Here is an 18,546-nt window from a genome sequence, read left to right as displayed (position 1 = left end):
GCCGTGAAGAAAAAGAAACGCTACGCCAACGCCAAGGATGTCCTGCCCGAGGAACTCTTCGAGCAGATCCAGAAGCACTACACCGGGATTCTCTGGGTCCCGGCACCGAGCCGCTTTTACCAGGAGCGCCGCGACCTGGTGCTTGCCCTTCATCTGCAGGGGATCAGCAGCCAGGAGATCTCCAACCTCGCTGGAGTGACCACTCGCCGGGTCAACCAGATCATCGCCGCCGAACGAAAACAGGACCGGGACCGACAGTTGGCCGCCGCTTCCGGTAAGTAACCCCTGAACCGGCGGGAGCGCGTTTGGAGGCTAAATCGGTCTCCCGCTCGGCATCCCGGCATAAAAGAACAAACATTGGCAGGAAATCGATGTGACTTTGAGCAAACCTGACAAAGAGACAATGGACCGCTGGCACCGCAACGAGGGCAAGACAGAACCGCCCCGGCGCGGCCCTGGTGCGCCTGAAGGCAACCAGAACCGCCTGCGCCACGGCATCTTTGCCGACCGCTGTCTGACCCCGGAAGAAAAGGTCATGTTCGACGTGATCATCGAGCGCCTCAACCAGGACTTCGTGTTCAACAAGTCCAGTGACTTCCTTCAGGTCGAACTGGTGGGCGTCTACTCCGTCAAGCTGGTCCGTGCCCAGATCGAAGGGAACACCCAAGCGGCCGAGAGCCTCGACCGCATGATCCGCTGCCATATGAAGGATCTCAAGACCACCAAGATCGCCCGCGAGGGTGAGGAGCCGCATGGTCCCCAGACCTCTCCAGCAGAATGGGCTGCGGCGCTGCTCGAGAAGGTGGCCGAGGCCGCCGCTGCTCCGGCCGGTAAGACCTCCAGCCGTAAAAAACGCGGAAAGAATTGCGGATAACACCATGGAGGGCTTTTCCGATGACCCCGACGCACGGCGACTTACGGCAGACTGCTTCACCAGGAATTGCGGATAAGACGTGTTCCTTGCACTTTCGGAATCGGCATTTTCCGGCCGTCGATCACCATTTCCACTCCTCGACCTCCTCCTGCAGCTCTCGATATCCGCTTGGCATGTGTGCGCATAAGCCGAGCCGCATAAGCCAAGTAGATATCGGCATGTTCACGCCGGAGCTCTCTCACACAACCCAAGTAAATATTGGCATATCGTGCCCCAGGCAGAACCGGCCAAGCCCCGCACACAGCCATTCCTTCGGCAGCGGCCCTCGCACATGCCAAGCAGATATTGCCATGTGTGTTCCGCGCCCGGAGCGCACAAGCCAAGCAGTTATAGCGATGTGCGGCCGACAGACAGCGAAGGAGAAATTCCGGTCAATCGATATTTCCCGCTCCGCCTGGGAGACTGAGAACCATCGTCATGATCAATCATCATCGGCGGATGTGTTCTTTTGCGGGCACTGTCATTCACTGTCTTCGACACTGTCTCGCCCAACGAAAACAGGAGCAGCCGAGGCCGCTCCCATCGTCGGGTCCGGAAGGATCAGAGGCGTTCGAGGGCTTCCTCGAGCTGGCCGTCCACGAGGTGGGTGTAGATCTGGGTGGTGGACACGTCCCGATGCCCCAAGGCCCGCTGCACCACGAGTAGGTCGTTGGTCGCGCCGTAGAGGTGGGTGGCGAAGGTATGCCGCAGCCCGTGCGGCGTCAGTTCCTTTTCGATCCCGGCTTTCCGCAGCCAGTGAGCGAGCCGGTTGGCAATCTGCCGCTGGCAGAGCCTGCCGTCCCGGTTCGAAAGGAACAAGGCTTCCATTTCCGGGCGGCCGTGTCGACGGCGCTCGGCCAGGTAACGGCGCAGCAATGTGCGGAGGTCGGTCTTGATGAACTTGACCTGCGGCACATTCCCCTTGGCCCGCACCCGCAGATGCTTGGCGTCGAGGTCGATGTCATCCATGTCGAGCGCGGCCAGCTCGCCAAGCCTGATCCCGGTGCCCAGCAGCACCTCGATCATGGCGCGGTCGCGCAGCGCGGAGAAATCGGTCCGTCCCTTGAGTTCCTTGAGCAGTCGTTTCTTTTCAGCGGCGGTCAGGAACACCGGCAGCTTTCTCGGCAGTCGCTGCATGCGGATGGACCGGGCCGGATTGTCATCGACCACGCCAGCCTCGGAGGCCCAGGCGAAAAAGGCCCGCACTGCCGCCTTCATCCGATGGAGCGACGCCGCCGAGCGTGGGCCTCGCTCACTCTCGGTAACTGGCCCGGCGGAGAACACCTTGTCGAGGAGCCCGGCCGTGACCGCCCGGCAGACGATACCCGGGGCCAGCTCCCCGGCCACGCGGGCCACCAGGGCGAGGTCCCGGCGGTATGCGGCTATGGTCGCCGGGGAGCGTCCTTCGGCCGACAGGCGGGCACAGAACGCCTCTGTCGCGCCCGTCAGATCGAGGTCAGCCGTTCGGTTGCTCATCGCTGGACTCCTTCACCCGGCTGTGGCCCATGGGTGTGCTCTTGGGCAGAGGCAGCTCCTCGATGCGCCCCGACTCCCTGGCCCAGACCATCATCATGCGGAACACCCGGACGGTCTTGGCGACGGTGCGTTCGGCTCGCTCCTTGCCGTCGGGGAGTTTGAGCAGCAGGTCGGACTTGTAGAACTTGCCGACCTGGGGAAGCCGGATCTCGACGAGCTGGCGATCCGCGCCGAAGAAGGCCTCCACCACATCAAGGTCCTTCCGGTAGGTGTAGAGAGTCCGCTCTTTCTTTCCGGATTCCCGCAGGTGGCCGATGAAAGCCTCGGCGGCTTGATGCACTGTGCATTCAGTCATGTCGATGTCTCCTTTGTTGGTGGCCCGGTGTGTTCAGGACAGGAAGTCGTCCAGCTCCCGCAGCAGTTCCTCGACGTGGCCGAGGGAGCCGACGCTCGCCCAAGTGATGTCCGTCTGCTTCGCGTCCGCTTCGAGCTTGCCGCGAATGCCCTCGATCAACCGGGTGATGTTCTCCTGCTTTTCTCGGTACGCCTTGAGTGCCTGCTGGCGGTTTCTGTCGTAGGTCATGACCTGCCTCCGGTTCCGGTTTTCGTGGATGCGGGACCATCCCGCGTCACATCCAATGACGCTTCTATTTCGTTGGAAATCAAGTGTTTGCAGAGATCTTTCTGCATGTGCCCCAAACCCATAACCCAAAGGAGATCAACATGTTGAAGAAGACCCTCGAATGGACCATCCCACTGGCCCTGGCCGGGATCATGACCGGCTGCGCCACCTACCGGCCACCGGCCCAAATCCAGTCGGCGGTGGCCACCGTCAACCGCCACACGCCCGAGTACGTGACCGAGGCCAACAAGGCGCTGCGCGAGGTCGGCCACCCGGACGCCGAGCGCCTGACCGGTGTCGGCCTGCGCCTGCAGACCGCCGTAGAAGCCCTTGACCAGTGGGCCAACGGATCGAACCAGGAGGCAGGCCAATGAAAGAGATCCTTCAGGAAAACAGCGATGCCGTCCGCCAGGCCGGTGAGGCCCTGGTTGAAATCGGCACCGAGCTGGCGGCGGGACGGATCGAGAACGCCCTCGGCCGTCTGGAAGCGGCCCAGCAGCAATACCGGGCCTGGGCGGAGTTGGACCAGGCCATTATCGACATTCAGGAGGCTGTCCACGACCGGAAGAACACCCTGGCCGTGCAGCAGATCCTGACGGAACTGGTGGGCACCATCCTCGGCAGCGCCTTGAGGACGGGAATGCACTGATGGCGGTAACCGACAAGGAGCGCAAACTTGCGGCGACCCTGAGCGATCCCGTGTTGTGGGGGCAAGCCTACCTCTACAACCGGGATGGATCAGGCCGCGACTATTGGCCGCATCAGGTGGAGGACCTGCGCTGCCCGGCCAAGAACATCATCCACCTCGACGGCCGGGACGTGGGCAAGTCCATCGTGCTCTCGACCGACGCGCTCCATTACGCCTTTACCACCCGGGGCGGCCAGGGCCTCATCGCGGCTCCGCACCAGGGGCACCTCGATACCATCATCGAAGAGATCGAGTTCCAGCTCGACACCAACCCGGATCTGATGAACAGCATTGCCCTGACCAAGTACGGCAAGCCCAAGATCCACCGCAAACCCTACTTCCGGCTGGAGTTCACCAACGGTTCGGTGCTCTATTTCCGCCCGGCCGGGGCCTATGGCGACGCCTTCCGGTCCTTGCACGTGGGCCGCGTCTGGGTCGATGAAGGAGCCTGGCTGACCGAACGGGCCTGGAAGGCGCTGCGCCAGTGCCTCAAGGCCGGGGGGACGCTACGCATCTACTCAACGCCCAACGGCCTGCGCGACACCACCTATTACCGGCTCACCTCATCGGATCAGTTCCATGTGTTCCGCTGGCCGTCTTGGCTCAATCCCCTGTGGACCGAGGATCGCGAGGCCGAATTGCTGGAGTTCTACGGCGGCCGTGACAGCTCCGGTTGGCAGCACGAGGTGGCCGGTGAACACGGTAAGCCATCCTATGGGGCCTTCAATGTCGAGCAGTTCAACCTCTGTCGGCAGGATCTGCTGGAGTACCAGAAGATCGTCATCACCGATTCCGAGATGCGCGACTGCGACACCGAGGAAGCGGCCCACGACCGGCTGGAGATGCTGCTCAACCTCACGCCCCGCAGCGGTCAGTTCTGGGTCGGCGGCGACCTGGGCTACACCAACGATCCCACCGAGATTGTCGTATTCCAGGAGTTGGAGATCGGCGAGCGGACGCTGCTGAAGATGATCCTGCGCGTTCATCTCGAACACGTTTCCTATCCGCACATCGCCCAGATCATCGCGCTGCTGGAGCGTTACTACACCCCGGCGGGCATCGGCGTGGACAACGGCGGCAACGGCCTGGCCGTGGTCCAGGAGCTGCTCACCCTGGACAAGTACAAGGGGCTGGAGCTGGAAGGCAGGCTCAAAGGATACGACTTCGGCGGCATGACCCGGCTGGCGGTCCGCGACGGCAAGGAAATCAAGAAGCGGACCAAGGAGCTGATGACCAGCCTCATCAACGGAGCCCTGCAGCGCAAGCAGCTCATTTTCCCCTCGGACGATCTGGAGGTGGAAGACCAGTTCACCACCCACACCTACACCCTGCGGGACGGCAAGATCATCTATTCCAAGGGCAACGACCACATCATCGACGCGGTGCGCTGCGCCATGCTGATCCGGGAGGAAGGCAACCTCGACCCGGTCGGTGAAGAGGTGGTCTCGCTCAAGCCGGTGCTCACCAATCCGGTCTTCATCTGACCGCATCCTCCGACGCTTTCCACCCCGCTCCGGTAAGTAACAGGCATCGAGCCGGATTCGGCCCACACGGGCCGGATGTGCGGCTGTCATGGCCGAAACTACCGAGAGGATCACGTGGAAAGCACCGCCCATCAGGACGAACAACCCGAAAGCCTGGACACCACCGGCTTTGTCATCGCGCCGCTGGCCGCTGCGGCCGCGCTCGACTCGGCAGCCTTCAGCAAGGTCAACGCCGCCGAGGCGATTCCTGCCACCTGGGAAGAACGCGCCCGCAAGGCATGGGAATACTATGTCGAGGAGCCGCTGGTGAAGAACTGCGTCAACTCCTGGCGCACCTTCGCCGTGGGCGACGAGATCAAGATCACCAGCGACGACGAGAACCTCAAGGAGCAGGCCCTGGAAGCCGCCTGGCGGCTGAACATCTCGCAGTTCATCAAGGACATGGTTCTTCAGCTCCTGGTGAAAGGCGACGCCATCGGCTTCAAGCGCTTCACCAAGTCCGGCCAGGACATCGAGGAGCTGGTCTGCGTCAACCCGGTTTCGGTCAAGGTCAAATACGCCCAGGGTGAACTGATCGAGGCCCGGCAATTTCCCGAGGACACACCCGGCGGCGGGGAATCCATTCCACTGCCCGTCGAGCAGGTGGTCCACCTCAAATGGGACGCACCGGCCTTCTCGCCCCGGGGCAACTCCCTCGTGCTTCCCGCTTTTCAAGCCATCGAACTGCTGCGCGACTACCGCCGGGCCGAACAGGCCATCGCCAAGCGCTGGGCCACACCGTTTCGCCTGCTCAAGGTGGGCGGCGCATTCGGCCAGAAGATGGTGATGCCGGATCAGCGGATGCTCGAACAGGTCCGCGACATGGTCAACAAGATGGACATGAAAAGCGGCCTGGTGGTCCCGTTTTACGTCAATGTCGAAACTCACGGCACCGACGGCCAGGTCCTCAACGTCGAGGACAAGGTCAAGGAGGTGAAGGAAGACATCGTGGTGGCCCTGGGGCTGTCACGCTCGCTGGTGACCGGCGACGGACCGAATTTCGCCACCGCCTCGGTGAGCATGCAGAAGATGATGGTCATGATCCGCGAGATCAAACAGGCCGCACGCAAGCTCCTCGACTGGGTGTTCGACGACTGGATGGAGCTGAACGGCCACGGCGACAAGAGCATCCAGTTCATCTTCAACGACCTCGACCCCAGCGACGCGGTCGATTTCAAGAAGCTCCTCATCGAACTCTACGACCGCAAACTCATCAGCCGCTCCAGCCTCCAGCTCAAGATGGACCTGGACCCGGACATTGAGGCCGCCAACCGCGAGACCGAACGCAAACAGATCGACCTGATGGACGAGAAACAGGTGAAGCCGGTGGTGGATATGGTCGTCTCCGGCATCCTCAGCGTGCCTCGTGCTCGGAAGATGCTCGGGATTCCGGCCGAGGACGATGAACCCACGGCGGAGGCGGCATTAGTCTGGTCGGGCGACCTGGAGTCCACCGGCATTGCTGCCGTGTGCGACGAGTGCAGCCACTTCATTGCTGACACCAACCACTGCCGGGTCCACAACAGCGAGCGCACCTTCGACGCCCCGGCCTGTCGTTTCATCGACCGCCGGGAGCCCCGCTGATGCCGTCGGACCTCAAGCAGCGCATCCAAGCGGCCACACTGAAGAGTCTGACGGCCCGCAACCGCTACAACGACCAGGTCACGGCCCAGCTCACCCAGGCGCTCAAACAGGCCGAAGACGAGGTCGCCCGCGCCATCCTCCAGTACCGCTCCCTCGGCTCCCTGCCGGACAACAAGCTCGCCGCCCTCAAAGGGCTGGAAAAGCTCCAGCTCGAACTCGACGACACCATGAAACGGCTCAAGCGGGAGCAGACCCTGGTCTTTCGCAAGACAACCAAGGACTCCTTCAAGCTCGGCATCCAGCAGGGAATCGGCGAACTCGCCGACGCGGCGCTGCCGTTCTACGCCGACCTCAAACCCGAAGGCATCGACAAGCTGGCCACCAAGGTGTTCACCATCGTCGACACCAATGCTCTCGACTTCATGGCGCAGTACAACCTCACACTCGCCGGTGACGTTCACCGCGAACTCGCAGACGGCATCAAGCGCACCATCCTGAACGGCGTCGCCACGGGCAAGGGAGCCGACGACATCGTCCGGGACATGGGCAAGGTGATCATCGACAAGGACTCCTTTCGCCAGGCCGGAAGCCGGGTGTTCAGCAAGGCGCAGTACCGCATGGAGATGATCGCCCGCACCGAGGTCCTCCGCGCCCACAACATGGGCAGGCTCAAATTCCACGAGCGGGTCGGCATCCAGAAACTGGAATGGCTGGCCATGGAGGATGAGCGCATGTGCCCGGTCTGCGGCGGCCTGGACGGCAAGACCTTTCCCATCGACAAGTTCCCCCAGCAACCCGCGCATCCGCACTGCCGCTGTACCAACATCGTGGCCTGGCCGATGACCGTCTGCGGTAGCGAGATGGCCGCCAAGGCCGCAGCCCAAGCATCGCAGGGGGACGCCTGCATTCTCCCGCCCCATGTGCTGGAAGGCATGGCCGACGCCCAGGCCAAGGAGAACGCCAAGCTCAAGAGCGCCTTTGAAACCGGCGACATCGCCGACCTCGGTTCGCTGACGGTCAAACAGCTCCAGACCCTGGCGAAACAGAACGGCGTGGCCATTGCCCGGACTAAGGCCGATTTCATCAAACTGCTCGATCTGGCCGAACCGGGGATCGATCACGGTGACCTGGCCGGAGCGGCGCTCAGCGCCAAGCTCAAGGAACACAAGATCGGTCTGCTGCGGACCAAGGAAGAACTGGTCGAGCTGCTGGGGCTGAAGCAGGCGGAACTCAAACAGGCCAAGCTGCTCGCCGCCCAGATGGCGAAGATCCCGCCCGCCGAGGGGCTGGAAGGCATGACCGCCCAGCAGCTCAAGGAGATGGCGAAGGAGAACGGCATCTCCCTCAACATGACCAAACAGGAGACCATCGAGCTACTGGACAAGCTGGAACCCGGCGTGGATCACAGCGGCCTGATGGGCAAGGAACTATCGGCGGCCAAACAGAAGCACGGCATCGGCATCCTCAAGAACAAGCAGCAGCTCGTTGAGGCGCTGCAGAAGAAGGCCGGTGCCGACATGGCCGAGTCGGTCAAGAAAAAGGCGGTCGACGAGGCCAAACAAAAGCTGATCCTGAAACAGAAAACGGCTCTCGAAGACGCCGCCAAGGCCGTGGTCGTTCCCGACACGCCGACCGGCTACAAGGATTTCCTCGACGCGATTGCCAAGGCGGAACAGGCGGTTTCCGGCGGCACCGATCTACCCCAGGATCTGCTGGCGGCCCACAGCAAGGAAATCGCCCTCAAGAAACAGCTCTTCCAGGACCAGGTCGGCAAGCTGAAATCGACGGAGCTCAAGACGCTCGCCAAGGAGACCAAGGTTCAGTATTGGCAGTGGGCCAACAAAGACGAGCTGACCACGCTCTTCACCGAGACCGATCCCGCGAAAATCAAAGCGGTTCAGGCCAGCATCGACACCAAGCACGCAGCCTGGGCCGAAAAACATGGCGGCAAGAAGAAAACCGCACCGGCCAAGCCTGCCACGCCGAAACCAGCTCCACAACCGAGTCCGGTCAAGCCGCCCGAGCCCAAGATCGGCAAGAAAGGCGCGGAGTTCGCCACCGTCGATACCGCGTGGCAGCAGAAGGGTCTGCCTTCGAAGTTCAAGAAATCCGGCAAGGCCGCTGTCGGCGGCGCACACGAAAAGGAGTTCTGGACCGACGAAAACGGTGACAAATGGCTGTTCAAGCCCATTGGCCGCAAGGACGATGAGTTCATCGCCTTCGGAGAGGAAGCAGCCTACAAGATCGGCCGCCTCATCGACCCCCATTCCATCGAGGTGCGCACCATCCAGTTGAACGGCCGCACCGGCTCCATCCAGAAATGGCGTACCGATCTGCGGGATGACTTCGATTTTCGCAACATCCTGCCACAGGATCTGACCACCATCGAACTGGAGCAGATCCAGCGCGAGCATGTGGTCGACTGGCTGATCGCCAACCACGACGGACACTCCAAGCAATTCATCCGCGCCCGGGACGGTCGCGTCTACGGCATCGACAAAGGCCAGGCCTTCAAGTTTCTGGGCCAGGACAAGCTCACGCTCGACTATCACCCCAACGGCGTCTGCGGCGAGGAAGAGCCGTTTTACAACAAGGTCTTCCGGGCGGCCAAGGAAGGGAAGGTACGGGTCGATCCCAACGCGACCCTGCGCTACATACAGGAAGTCGAAAAGATCGCCGACGAGGATTACCTCGATCTGCTACGGCCCTACGCCGAGGGACGGTTCGCCAATGACCCGGCCGGGATGCGGCATTTCTATGATCTGGCCTTGGAGCGGAAACACAATCTCCGGCGAGACTTCGAAGGCTATTACGCCGATGTGCTGGGGGATCGGGGCTTTCGTTTCGACAAGCTGAGTACCGCCACCGGCAAGAAAAAGCTGCTCTCCTCCGCCGAAGAGACCCTGGTCGAGGAGGCCCGCAAACTCGGCTGGCAAGGCAAGACGCTGCCCTTCGACAGCGGCGACGTGGAGGACCAGAACGCGCTGATCTTCACCGAGAGCTTCAAGGGGAAGAAGCGCACCGTGGTGAAGATGAAGATCCGGCCGGACACCGACCGCCGCATCGACGAGGTGCTGCGCAGGTATGTGCAGACGGCGGCCGGGGAAAAGGGACAACCGCTGGTCGAAGACAGCTTCTTTCCGACGATTCTGGACGCCGTCAAAAACGTCAATTTCCACGTGGGCGACGGCAAGTACAACCGGACCAAGATCGACAAGGCCCTGCGCCTGCGCAAGAAACTGGAGACCCTGCAAAAGAGCGCCGACCCCAAGGTCAAGGAGATGGCGGACCATTATCTGAAATGGGTCAAGGAGATCGAAGAGTCCGTCGACTGGGACCGGGCCACCAACGGCGTTTTCGAGCAGTACCTGCCCAAGCTCGACGCGCAGAAACCCAAGGAGAAACCGCCGTTCAAGGTGGAACGCGGCATGGTGACCCACACCAAGCGCAGGATCGGTTCCGGCACCATTACCGTCGAGGCCGACGACATCGACAACCGGACGCTGTTCAATCACAACTCCCGTATGCAGGACGGCCAACAGTACACCGTCACCTTCGAGGACGGCACCCGGGTCCGCTATCGCCCCTGGTCGGACACCAACCTCTACGCTCAGCGCGGCGAGTTGGAAATGATTCTGGACGGCGACGCTACCCCCGGACGGGTCGAGGCGATGCTGGAAAAGCTCGAACAGCTTGGGATCGATACCCGGGTGGCCACGGCGGAAAACGCGGAGCAGATGTACCTAGAAAAGCTCGCCTACATCCGCAAGACCGACAAGAGCGCCGACTACAAACGACTGCAGAAATCCCTCGATGACCGCAACGCCACCACCACCGAGCGGGTCCAGGCTCTGCGCGGCTATTGGCAAAAAGAACTGGGCGTCCAGGACATCACCCAGCTTTCCGGATACAACCCGCTGGGCGAATACCAGGCGGGCTTTCTGGACCGCGACGCCAAGGGCGGATACCGGCACCAGTTCCGGTTCGACATCACCGAGGAGGACCTGGAAAAACAGATGAAGGGCTATTCGCTGGTCCACGATCTGACCAACGGCGAGAGCATGTCCGGCTTCATCGACTTGATCATGGAGAACAACGGAGCCATGGTCAGCACGGTCGAGAAGATGCGCATGGGCGTGGCTCCGGGCGGAATGTCCCCGGTGGCCGACATGCAGACCGGCGGCGCGAGCTATTTCTTCACCCGAATCAAGAAGCAACCGGCCAGCGACGCCTCACCGGCCCTCTACTTCAAGAAACAGATGCTGCGGCGCATGGACGCCATCAGCTATGACCATGACGCCTACGGCAAGGTGATCGACGACTACGTGCAGCGCAACCGGGGAGCCAGCATCGACGACTGGAAGCGGTTCTCGCAACGCCATGGCAACGAGACCATCTTCAAATACTCGGTGACGCTGCTGGACAACATCGAGTTCATCGTGGCCAGAAGCGACAACGAACGCCGGGAGATCATCCAGAGTTTCACCCGGCGTGGCATCAAGAAACTGCCCGACGGGCGCAAGGTGGAGGACATCGTCCATACCTCGCAAAGCTGGAGCAAACGCAAACAATGACCATGAAGGACTTTACCGAACAGGAGAAACGGCGGCTGCAGGAATCGCTGCACTGGTTCAACAGCCGGGGCAGCCGCATGACGGTCAGAGAATCCGGGGATCTCTTTCTGGACACCCTGGTGGACAGCTTCACCGTCACCCGGATCGCACCCCATTTCGACGCTGCTGGCAACCATCTGCGCACCGATTTCTGGCTGTTGTGGAAAGCGCTCGGTTACGACGAGGGCTTCCAGCACGCCCACACCGTCAAGGTGGTGGATGTCCGGGTCGAAGACACCCTGACAGCCGAACATGACGGTAAGAAGGCCGAAGGGTGGCTGATTGTCGAGCTGACCGACGACCTGGGCCGCATTCACCATGTCGAAATGATCGAGCCGGTCTCGGAGCCCGAACTCGCGGCGGATTGGCAACGCTGGATCTCCTACAGGAAGAAGAACGCCGAGAGATTCCGCCGGATCGACGACCAGCTTCTGGCCGAACATCTCCTGATCGCGGAGGACTGGTCATGAAACTGCGCTATATGATCGACTCGATAATGGCCGACCGGCAAGCCACCGTCCCGGAATACTTGCCCGTGGGCGTCTGGGTTCAGGGGCCGGGTCCCGGTCTGGATGTGGAGATGTACTACCTCGACCGGGGACCGAACGGGCTTGCCGACCGCAAGGATGAGGCTGCCTGGGTGGTCAACCGTCTGGTCGAGGTCGGGGCCACCTCGCTTCCGGCGGATTTTCTCGAATACCACCGGCTGTCCCGCTCTCCCTACGACGGGGTCTTTTCCGAGATCACCGAGACCGGCGAATACCCCTCCCTCGACGCCTGCGGCAAGGCCGTTCTGGCCCGGCTGAATCCCGCCCGCTGAAATCCACCGTCACCCTCCGACACATCGCCGACGCTTCCGGTAAGTAACCGCTGAACGCTCCCCGCAGGTCGCGGAGAGCACAGCAAACTGACCGGAGACGTTGATGGAACTGTTCGCCACAGACCTGGAAAGGCTGGCGTTTCTACTGGAGGCCGATGCGGCGCTGACTCTCGATCTCGACACGCTCGGGTCCGAGGCCGCCGAACAGTCCGCTCCTGAAGAGCTCCCTCCCGAGAAGCGCCCCAAGTACATCACCAACTACATCGGCAGTAAGCAGAAGCTCGTCGACTGGATCTGGAAGCATACCCCGGAAGGCACTGGCACCGTGCTGGATGCCTTTTCGGGGTCTGCGGTCGTGGCCTACATGTACAAGACCAAGGGCCTCCAGGTCATCGCCAACGACCGGCTCCGCTACTGCCACCATGCCGCCAAGGCGATCATCGAGAATAACTCGGTTCGCCTGAGCGAGGACGAGATCGAGGCGCTCCTGGCAGACAACGCCAAGGCGGGCAGCTTCGTTCAGGACAACTTCAAGGGCATTTTCTTCGCCAAGGGCGTCCATGCGCTGATCGACACCATCCGCGCCAACTGCGACAAGCTCTCCGGCTTCAAGAAAGACATCGCCCTGTTCGGCCTCGGCAAGACCTGCATGAGCGGCAAGGGTGGCTTCGGCCACTTCTCGTCGTCCACCGATTATGGCCGCCGCCAAGACACCCCCGACGAGTTCAAGGATCGCTTGCGCAAGAACCTGCAGCGTATCAACGCCCTGATCTTCGACAACGACAAGGAGAACAAGGCATACCGGCAGGACATCAACGACCTGCTGCCGAAAGCCAAGGCGGATCTGGCCTACTTCGATCCGCCCTACGCCACCGAGTTTTCGACCACCAACTACGAGCGAGCCTACCACTTCGTGGAGGGGCTCATGACCTATTGGGAAGGGCTCGAAATCAAAGCCGACACCAAGGTCAAGTATTACGAGACCGACCACAAGACCGTCACCAAGGCCAACGCCAGCGAGTTCTTCCAGACCTTTCTCGGCAACGCCAAGCACATCCCGCACTGGCTGATCTCCTATCGCGATCACGCCTATCCCAACGAGCAGGAGATGAAGCGGATCATCGGCTCCTTTGGCAAGCAGAGCCGGATGAAGTCCAAGGATCACCACTACGCCATCACTTCCAAGCACGGCGAGGCTTCCAACGCCAAGGAGCGTCTGTTCGTCTGCGCTCCCGGGGCCAAGGCCAGCGCCGAGCGGGAGGAGAAACCCGTTCCGATGGCCGCCGCCGCGAACTTCCACACCAGCATCCCCGTGGACATCCGGCTGGGCGACAGTGAACGCCTCACGACCGAGGCCATGGATGTCGGCTCGGCGGGCGACCCCCAGTTCAGCTTCGTGCTCTGCCGCACCGGCACCAACAAGAACGGCGACCACTTCACCGCCGAGGAGTTGTCCGGTCGGCACATGACGGCCGTGAACAAGAAGGTCGATCTGCAGCATTCGCAGGAGTTCAACGACATCGTTGGTGGCATCGTCGCCGCCGACTACCTGGAGGACGACAACGGGGGCCGCGTGGAATGCGTCGGCGAGCTGTACGTCCACGACACCCCGGCCGCCCGGCTGGCCTACAAGCTGATGAAGCGCGGGATCATCTCCCAGGTCTCCATGGAGTGCGACTACCAGGAAGGCGAATGCTCGGTCTGCCACAAGCGCTTCCAGAACAAGGCCGACTACTGCACCCACCTGCGCAAATTCAAGGGCCGTGATTTCAACGGCCAACCCGTTTTCGAGATTCTGCACGGCGTCACTTTCACCGGACTGGGACTGCTCGACCGCAAAGGCGCGGACGAGAACGCCAGGATTCTGCAGGTGGCGTCCCTTCAGAGCCAGCCCGACCAATCCCAACCCGAAGGAGATTCCACGATGGAAGACAAAACCAAACCCACCGATGACCAGGCCGCCAAGACCGAATCAGACGCGGCCAAGAAGAAACCGGACCAGCAGGAAGGCGATCCTGCCCGCGTTTCCGACCTGGAAAAGGAAAACCGGCAGCTCAAGGCCCAGATCGCCGAGCTGCAGAAACGCGTCCAGGAACTGGAAGCCGAACAAAAAGCGGCCGCCTGCCGCTCCCGCGCCAAGAAGCTGCTCACCCGGCTGGAAAAGCAGGGGCTCTCCTTTGCGTCCGAGGAGGACCGGGAAGCCGAGCTGAAACGCCTGGCCGAATTGTCCGACGAAGCCTTCGCCGCCACCGAGGCCGCTTACGAGCGCCTGCCCAAGTCGGCCAAAGCGGACAAGGACAAGGAAGAGAAACCCGCCGACAGCGACCAGGGCGGCAAGCCCGCCGCCAAGGCATCGACGGAAACCCCGCTGCGCAGTGACGCCGGTGTCCGCCCCCATGATGTGGACGACCGCAAGGTGTCGCTCGAGGACCGTCTGCGCGACGGGTTCATGGCCGCTTACCGCAACCGTGTCGGCGAGGACTCTCCCGAACACTCGCAAATCAACGCATAAGGAGGAAACACCATGTCATTCATCAATCCGTGTCACCGGGGTCTCGCCTATGGCGACGGCCACATCCAAGGCGACGGCCAGCTCGGCCAGGTGGTCCGCGTGGTCGGCGACGACCTGTTCGCCGTCAACACCGATCCCGAACTTCGCTCTTTCGGCATTCTGATCAAGGACTACGCCGGAGGTGAAATGCCGGGCATCTACTGCGGCGGCGGGATCTACGAAACGGATGTTTTCGAGGGAACGATCAACCCCGGAGACAACCTCAAGGTCTCCACCACCGGAAAACTCGAAGGCGGCAACATCGCCAACAGGCAACTTGTTATCGCCCAGGCCATTTCCGTCCGGAGCGGCGTCCTAAAATTCCGCCTGCTCGTCTAACCCAAGGAGCCAACGCACATGAAAACCAATCAGTTGAAGATCCATTCCCAGGAATACATGGAAACCATGGCGCGGCTCATGAGCGAGGCTCTCGAGTCGCCGGAAGGCATGCAGGCGCTTGCCGCCGCCATTGCCGCGCCCATTGAACAGGAGATCAAACGCAAGGAGATCTCCTCGCTGCTTCTCACCAAACACACGCTGCCCAAGGGCGAACGTCCGGTCTATCAGAAGAAGCCGACGGTCAAGGCCCACTGGATCAGTAAAGAAGGTGAAGCTCAGGAACAGGAAGTGGGCAAGGACGAGGTCGAGTTTCCCACCAACCGCATCCACTCCAATCCGATGGTGGACGTTTCCGTCCTCAAGAACGGCAACATCGGCACGCTGATGGACATCCAGACCAGCGCCGCCGACGCCATCCGCAAGGAGATGGACCGCCGCACCATTTCGGTGCTGTCCTCGGCCATTCCTGCAGCCAATATTATCGAGGTGACGGGTGGCGTGCTGGTGGAAGACGCCCTGAACGAGGCCATCTCCATCATCGAGGATCTGGAGCTGTCGGTGAAGTACATCGTCATGCGTGGCCGTCGGTTTAACGACATGCGCGGCTGGAACCTCGATCCCCAGACCAAGCTCGAGCTGCGCCAGAAGGGTGTCATCAAGAACTACGGCACCGGCGGCATTCTGCTGACCGCCTCCATGCCGCTGGACGAGATCATCATCGTCCCGGATGAAGAGGTCGGCAAGATGCCGGTGCGCGAAAACCTGAAGACGGAGTCCATCGACCAGAAGACCCGGTTCAAGACCGGCTGGCTGGTGTGGTCAGAGATCGGTCAGGGCATTACCCGCCCCGACATCATGGCCAAGGTCAAACTGATTCCGTAATCCGGGAGGTGGCGTCACATGAATCGAATCAAGAACATCCGTCCCGGCATTCTGGTTATCCCTGATGCCGGGTTGAAGCTCATGCCCGGTCAGGTGGTTGAAGTGGAGCTTCTTACCAAACAGATCCAGGCGGCTTTGAAGAGTGGACGTCTGACCACGGTCGACAGACGGGAACAGGAATCTGTACCTACTTCCTTGGTCGAGCCAGATGAGGACGCGGAACCGGTGGACCTGAGCAAACTCTCCGCCACCGAGGCGATTTCCAAGGTCAACCAGGAAGCCAATCCGGAGACCCTCAAAGGTTACATGGACACCGAGAAACGTCGCACGGTGATCGACGCGCTCAAGAGCCGCCTGGAGGGCCTGCAAGGTGCTGCTGAGTGACCTGATCGCCGACCTGCGGCTCGACCTGTCCGACCCGGGCGCATCTCTCTTCGAGGACCAGACTCTGGAGAGATGCGTCCGGAAGGCCGTTTTCCGGGTCGGCCGAGACCTCGACCAATCGCTGACCGTCACGGCCGGAGAGATTATCCCAGAGCCGTCCGGAGAGGTTCGCGAGCTCCTGGTGATCATGGCGCAGATCCACGCGTGCCAGGTTATGCGCTCGGCCACCGCCAACGCCTTTTCCTTTTCCAGCGGCGACAAGCGGGTGGACAAAACCGGCCAGCCCGGCCACTGGGCCAAGCTCGAGGCCGATCTGCTCGCGGACTACCGGCAACGCATCGCCGAACTGTTACCCAACGCGCAGGTCGATCCTGAATCCTACATCCTGACCCCGAGCGGACTCACTCCAGTCATCTACGAACAAGGGATCGATCTCGATGTTGTTGAATGACCGGGAACGCGCTGAAGCCGTGGCCGACGTCGCCCGGCTGATCCTCTCCTCGGGCCAGACCGCACGCGTCCTGCGGGTGGTTCCCGGCGAGCGGCTCTACGGCACCGACGATGCCGAATACACGGAAATCTCCGTCATCCCCCTCGAACTGAACGAAACCCCGCCGGAGGAGCTGAGCGGCAAGATCGACGCGCTCGCCTGCGTCCTTCCGGATGCCGATGTCCGGGGTGAAGACCGCCTGGCCTCAGACAGGGAAACCTATCGCATACAGAGTGTGGAAGAAGAACACTTCTTCGGCACCGTCACTCATAAGAACCTGCAACTGGTGAAGCTCAATGGGCGTTAGGCGGACCGGTGACTGGGACAAGGCCCGCGCCAAGCTGACCACCGGCATGGGGCCACGTCTGGCCACGGCCCTGCGACAGGCCACGATCCGCAACGCCCTTTTTCTGGTGCGCGAGATCCAGCGGGGGATTCGCTCCCAGGCCCCGGGCGGACAGGCCTTCGTGAAACTCGCCGAGAGCACCATCGAGCGCAAAGGCTCAAGCAAGGCGCTCATCGACACCGGCTTTCTCGTCAACGCCATCACCCAGAAGATCATGGCCGACAAGGCGTTCGTCGGCCTGCTGCGCGGCACCGTCAACAAGGACGGGGAAGACATGGTGAACATCGGTGCCGTCATGGAGTACGGGGCCACCATCAAACATCCGAACGGCGCGACCATCATCATCCCCGCCAGACCCTTTCTGCATCCGGTGATGGATAAGTACCGCGAGCAGATCCTCCAGAACTATCGCGAGGCGATCCGCTCCGCGCTTTGAGCCTCCGACACATCGCCAGCGCTTCCGGTAAGTAACCAGGCAGAAACCGGAGGCGTCCCTTGAGCACGATACAGACCGTCACAGAAACCCTGATCCGCCTGGCCAAACAGGCCATCCACCCGGACACCGTGCTGGTGTTCCCGGATGACCTGTTCGAGGTCCAGCGTACCCCCAGCGTCATCCTCCAGGGGCCGAAGCTGGCGGAAGACCGTTTCCGCCGCAGCCAGAGCCGCCTGTTCGAGAAGAATGTCGCGGAGCTGAGTTTCGAGGAGTGCCGGTTTCCCCGGCTCTATCACCTCGATTTCGACCTGGTGGTAACCGTGGATCGGGAGGCCGAACTGCTCGGTTTTCACGAGTCGGTGTCGCGGTTCCTCCAGCTTCACCCGGAGATCGCCATCGCCGACCAGGGCAACCTGAACCTTACCGAACTGGTTCCTCTGGGCGGCCTGGCCCGGGTGAACCTCTCCAATCTTCGGCAGAGCTCCGGACGCATCCGCATCGAATCCTGCCCGGTGTACGACGGCGACCTGCGCGACGGTCGGCTGATCCGGGACCGGACCTTCCAGTTTCACGGCGACGTGACAGAGCAACGAACCATTCAACCGTAAAGGAGAACAACCGTGATCGAGATCAGAAACCTGCAGTTCCAACCCCTGACGTTAAACCTCTCCGGCCAGGGAACCCTTCACCTCGGGCCGCGAGAACGCAAGAGCATCGCCCGCAAGGACCTCTCCGCCGAGATCAAGACCGCCGGAAAACGCGGCCTGGTGCGCATCACCGACCTGACCGGCGGCGTGGAACCGGAACCGGAAAAGCCCACGGCAACCGATGACGCCGCAGCCGATGAGGCCAAGACCACCAGCAAGCGGAGGAAATAAC

General features: G+C 61.7%; 21 protein-coding genes. 18 read left to right on the top strand and 3 right to left on the bottom strand.

All coding sequences use genetic code 11. The features are described 5' to 3' along the window. Nucleotides 1-3: 3 nt before the first annotated feature. Both BMZ24_RS13405 and BMZ24_RS13400 read left to right on the top strand, forming a co-directional pair. Nucleotides 4-282: a hypothetical protein gene (locus BMZ24_RS13405; protein WP_011367837.1), complete on the top strand. Its 279-nt coding sequence runs from the start codon at nucleotides 4-6 to the stop codon at nucleotides 280-282. 91 nt (nucleotides 283-373) lie between these two features. Then, the gene (locus BMZ24_RS13400) at nucleotides 374-874 is read left to right on the top strand and encodes a hypothetical protein (RefSeq protein ID WP_028588684.1); all 501 of its coding nucleotides are present in this window, start codon (nucleotides 374-376) and stop codon (nucleotides 872-874) included. Between the two features lie 600 nt (nucleotides 875-1,474). Here BMZ24_RS13400 and BMZ24_RS13395 read toward each other — a convergent pair. The 3 genes from BMZ24_RS13395 to BMZ24_RS13385 are packed head-to-tail and all read right to left on the bottom strand — an operon-like array spanning nucleotide 1,475 to nucleotide 2,972. Beyond that, nucleotides 1,475-2,389 carry a tyrosine-type recombinase/integrase gene (locus tag BMZ24_RS13395; RefSeq protein WP_092193122.1) on the bottom strand — a complete coding sequence of 305 codons (915 nt, stop codon included), beginning with the start codon at nucleotides 2,387-2,389 and terminating at the stop codon, nucleotides 1,475-1,477. After that, on the bottom strand, nucleotides 2,370-2,744 hold the full coding sequence (locus BMZ24_RS13390) for a hypothetical protein (protein ID WP_092193120.1): 375 nt from the start codon (nucleotides 2,742-2,744) through the stop codon (nucleotides 2,370-2,372). Before BMZ24_RS13390 ends, BMZ24_RS13395 begins: the two co-directional genes overlap by 20 nt. 33 nt (nucleotides 2,745-2,777) lie before the next feature. Then, nucleotides 2,778-2,972: a hypothetical protein gene (locus tag BMZ24_RS13385; RefSeq protein WP_092193118.1), complete on the bottom strand. Its 195-nt coding sequence runs from the start codon at nucleotides 2,970-2,972 to the stop codon at nucleotides 2,778-2,780. Between the two features lie 140 nt (nucleotides 2,973-3,112). Between BMZ24_RS13385 and BMZ24_RS13380 the strand changes: the two genes are divergently transcribed. The 16 genes from BMZ24_RS13380 (at nucleotide 3,113) to BMZ24_RS13305 (ending at nucleotide 18,545) form a co-directional block, all read left to right on the top strand. Continuing rightward, nucleotides 3,113-3,385, top strand: coding sequence for a hypothetical protein (locus BMZ24_RS13380; protein ID WP_092193116.1), 273 nt, complete (start codon nucleotides 3,113-3,115; stop codon nucleotides 3,383-3,385). Beyond that, nucleotides 3,382-3,660 (top strand): hypothetical protein, encoded by a 279-nt coding sequence (locus BMZ24_RS13375; RefSeq protein WP_011366961.1) that lies wholly within the window; start codon nucleotides 3,382-3,384, stop codon nucleotides 3,658-3,660. Before BMZ24_RS13380 ends, BMZ24_RS13375 begins: the two co-directional genes overlap by 4 nt. Further along, complete coding sequence (locus BMZ24_RS13370; RefSeq protein WP_045668316.1) at nucleotides 3,660-5,183, top strand: terminase large subunit domain-containing protein; 1,524 nt, start codon at nucleotides 3,660-3,662, stop codon at nucleotides 5,181-5,183. The genes BMZ24_RS13375 and BMZ24_RS13370 overlap by 1 nt, the downstream gene beginning before the upstream one ends. Before the next feature lie 114 nt (nucleotides 5,184-5,297). Beyond that, complete coding sequence (locus BMZ24_RS13365; RefSeq protein ID WP_092193114.1) at nucleotides 5,298-6,806, top strand: phage portal protein family protein; 1,509 nt, start codon at nucleotides 5,298-5,300, stop codon at nucleotides 6,804-6,806. Next, on the top strand, nucleotides 6,806-11,380 hold the full coding sequence (locus BMZ24_RS13360) for a minor capsid protein (protein WP_092193112.1): 4,575 nt from the start codon (nucleotides 6,806-6,808) through the stop codon (nucleotides 11,378-11,380). The genes BMZ24_RS13365 and BMZ24_RS13360 overlap by 1 nt, the downstream gene beginning before the upstream one ends. Continuing rightward, nucleotides 11,377-11,889, top strand: a complete 513-nt coding sequence (locus BMZ24_RS13355; RefSeq protein ID WP_011367827.1) for a hypothetical protein — start codon at nucleotides 11,377-11,379, stop codon at nucleotides 11,887-11,889. Before BMZ24_RS13360 ends, BMZ24_RS13355 begins: the two co-directional genes overlap by 4 nt. After that, complete coding sequence (locus BMZ24_RS13350) at nucleotides 11,886-12,239, top strand: hypothetical protein (RefSeq protein WP_092193110.1); 354 nt, start codon at nucleotides 11,886-11,888, stop codon at nucleotides 12,237-12,239. The genes BMZ24_RS13355 and BMZ24_RS13350 overlap by 4 nt, the downstream gene beginning before the upstream one ends. A gap of 103 nt (nucleotides 12,240-12,342) precedes the next feature. Further along, entirely contained in the window at nucleotides 12,343-14,751 is a 2,409-nt protein-coding gene (locus BMZ24_RS13345) for a DNA adenine methylase (RefSeq protein WP_092193108.1), read from the top strand. A gap of 12 nt (nucleotides 14,752-14,763) precedes the next feature. After that, nucleotides 14,764-15,129: a hypothetical protein gene (locus BMZ24_RS13340; protein WP_045668311.1), complete on the top strand. Its 366-nt coding sequence runs from the start codon at nucleotides 14,764-14,766 to the stop codon at nucleotides 15,127-15,129. 18 nt (nucleotides 15,130-15,147) lie between these two features. Beyond that, a complete protein-coding gene (locus BMZ24_RS13335) occupies nucleotides 15,148-16,011 on the top strand; it encodes an HK97-fold major capsid protein (RefSeq protein ID WP_092193106.1) in 864 nt (287 codons plus the stop codon). 18 nt (nucleotides 16,012-16,029) lie between these two features. Then, a complete protein-coding gene (locus BMZ24_RS13330; RefSeq protein WP_092193104.1) occupies nucleotides 16,030-16,395 on the top strand; it encodes a hypothetical protein in 366 nt (121 codons plus the stop codon). Continuing rightward, on the top strand, nucleotides 16,382-16,846 hold the full coding sequence (locus tag BMZ24_RS13325; protein WP_092193102.1) for a hypothetical protein: 465 nt from the start codon (nucleotides 16,382-16,384) through the stop codon (nucleotides 16,844-16,846). Before BMZ24_RS13330 ends, BMZ24_RS13325 begins: the two co-directional genes overlap by 14 nt. After that, nucleotides 16,833-17,192, top strand: coding sequence for a hypothetical protein (locus BMZ24_RS13320; RefSeq protein ID WP_011366972.1), 360 nt, complete (start codon nucleotides 16,833-16,835; stop codon nucleotides 17,190-17,192). The genes BMZ24_RS13325 and BMZ24_RS13320 overlap by 14 nt, the downstream gene beginning before the upstream one ends. Further along, nucleotides 17,182-17,667: a phage virion morphogenesis protein gene (locus tag BMZ24_RS13315; RefSeq protein WP_092193098.1), complete on the top strand. Its 486-nt coding sequence runs from the start codon at nucleotides 17,182-17,184 to the stop codon at nucleotides 17,665-17,667. Before BMZ24_RS13320 ends, BMZ24_RS13315 begins: the two co-directional genes overlap by 11 nt. Before the next feature lie 59 nt (nucleotides 17,668-17,726). Next, on the top strand, nucleotides 17,727-18,275 hold the full coding sequence (locus BMZ24_RS13310; protein WP_092193096.1) for a hypothetical protein: 549 nt from the start codon (nucleotides 17,727-17,729) through the stop codon (nucleotides 18,273-18,275). A 12-nt stretch (nucleotides 18,276-18,287) separates the two neighbouring features. Then, the gene (locus tag BMZ24_RS13305; protein ID WP_092193094.1) at nucleotides 18,288-18,545 is read left to right on the top strand and encodes a hypothetical protein; all 258 of its coding nucleotides are present in this window, start codon (nucleotides 18,288-18,290) and stop codon (nucleotides 18,543-18,545) included. The last annotated feature ends 1 nt before the right edge of the window (nucleotide 18,546 follow it).

It is taken from the genome of Desulfomicrobium norvegicum, assembly GCF_900114595.1.
GTDB lineage: Bacteria > Desulfobacterota > Desulfovibrionia > Desulfovibrionales > Desulfomicrobiaceae > Desulfomicrobium > Desulfomicrobium macestii.
The sequence above is the reverse complement of the archived record's forward strand: the minus strand, read 5'-3'. Positions and strand labels throughout refer to the sequence as shown.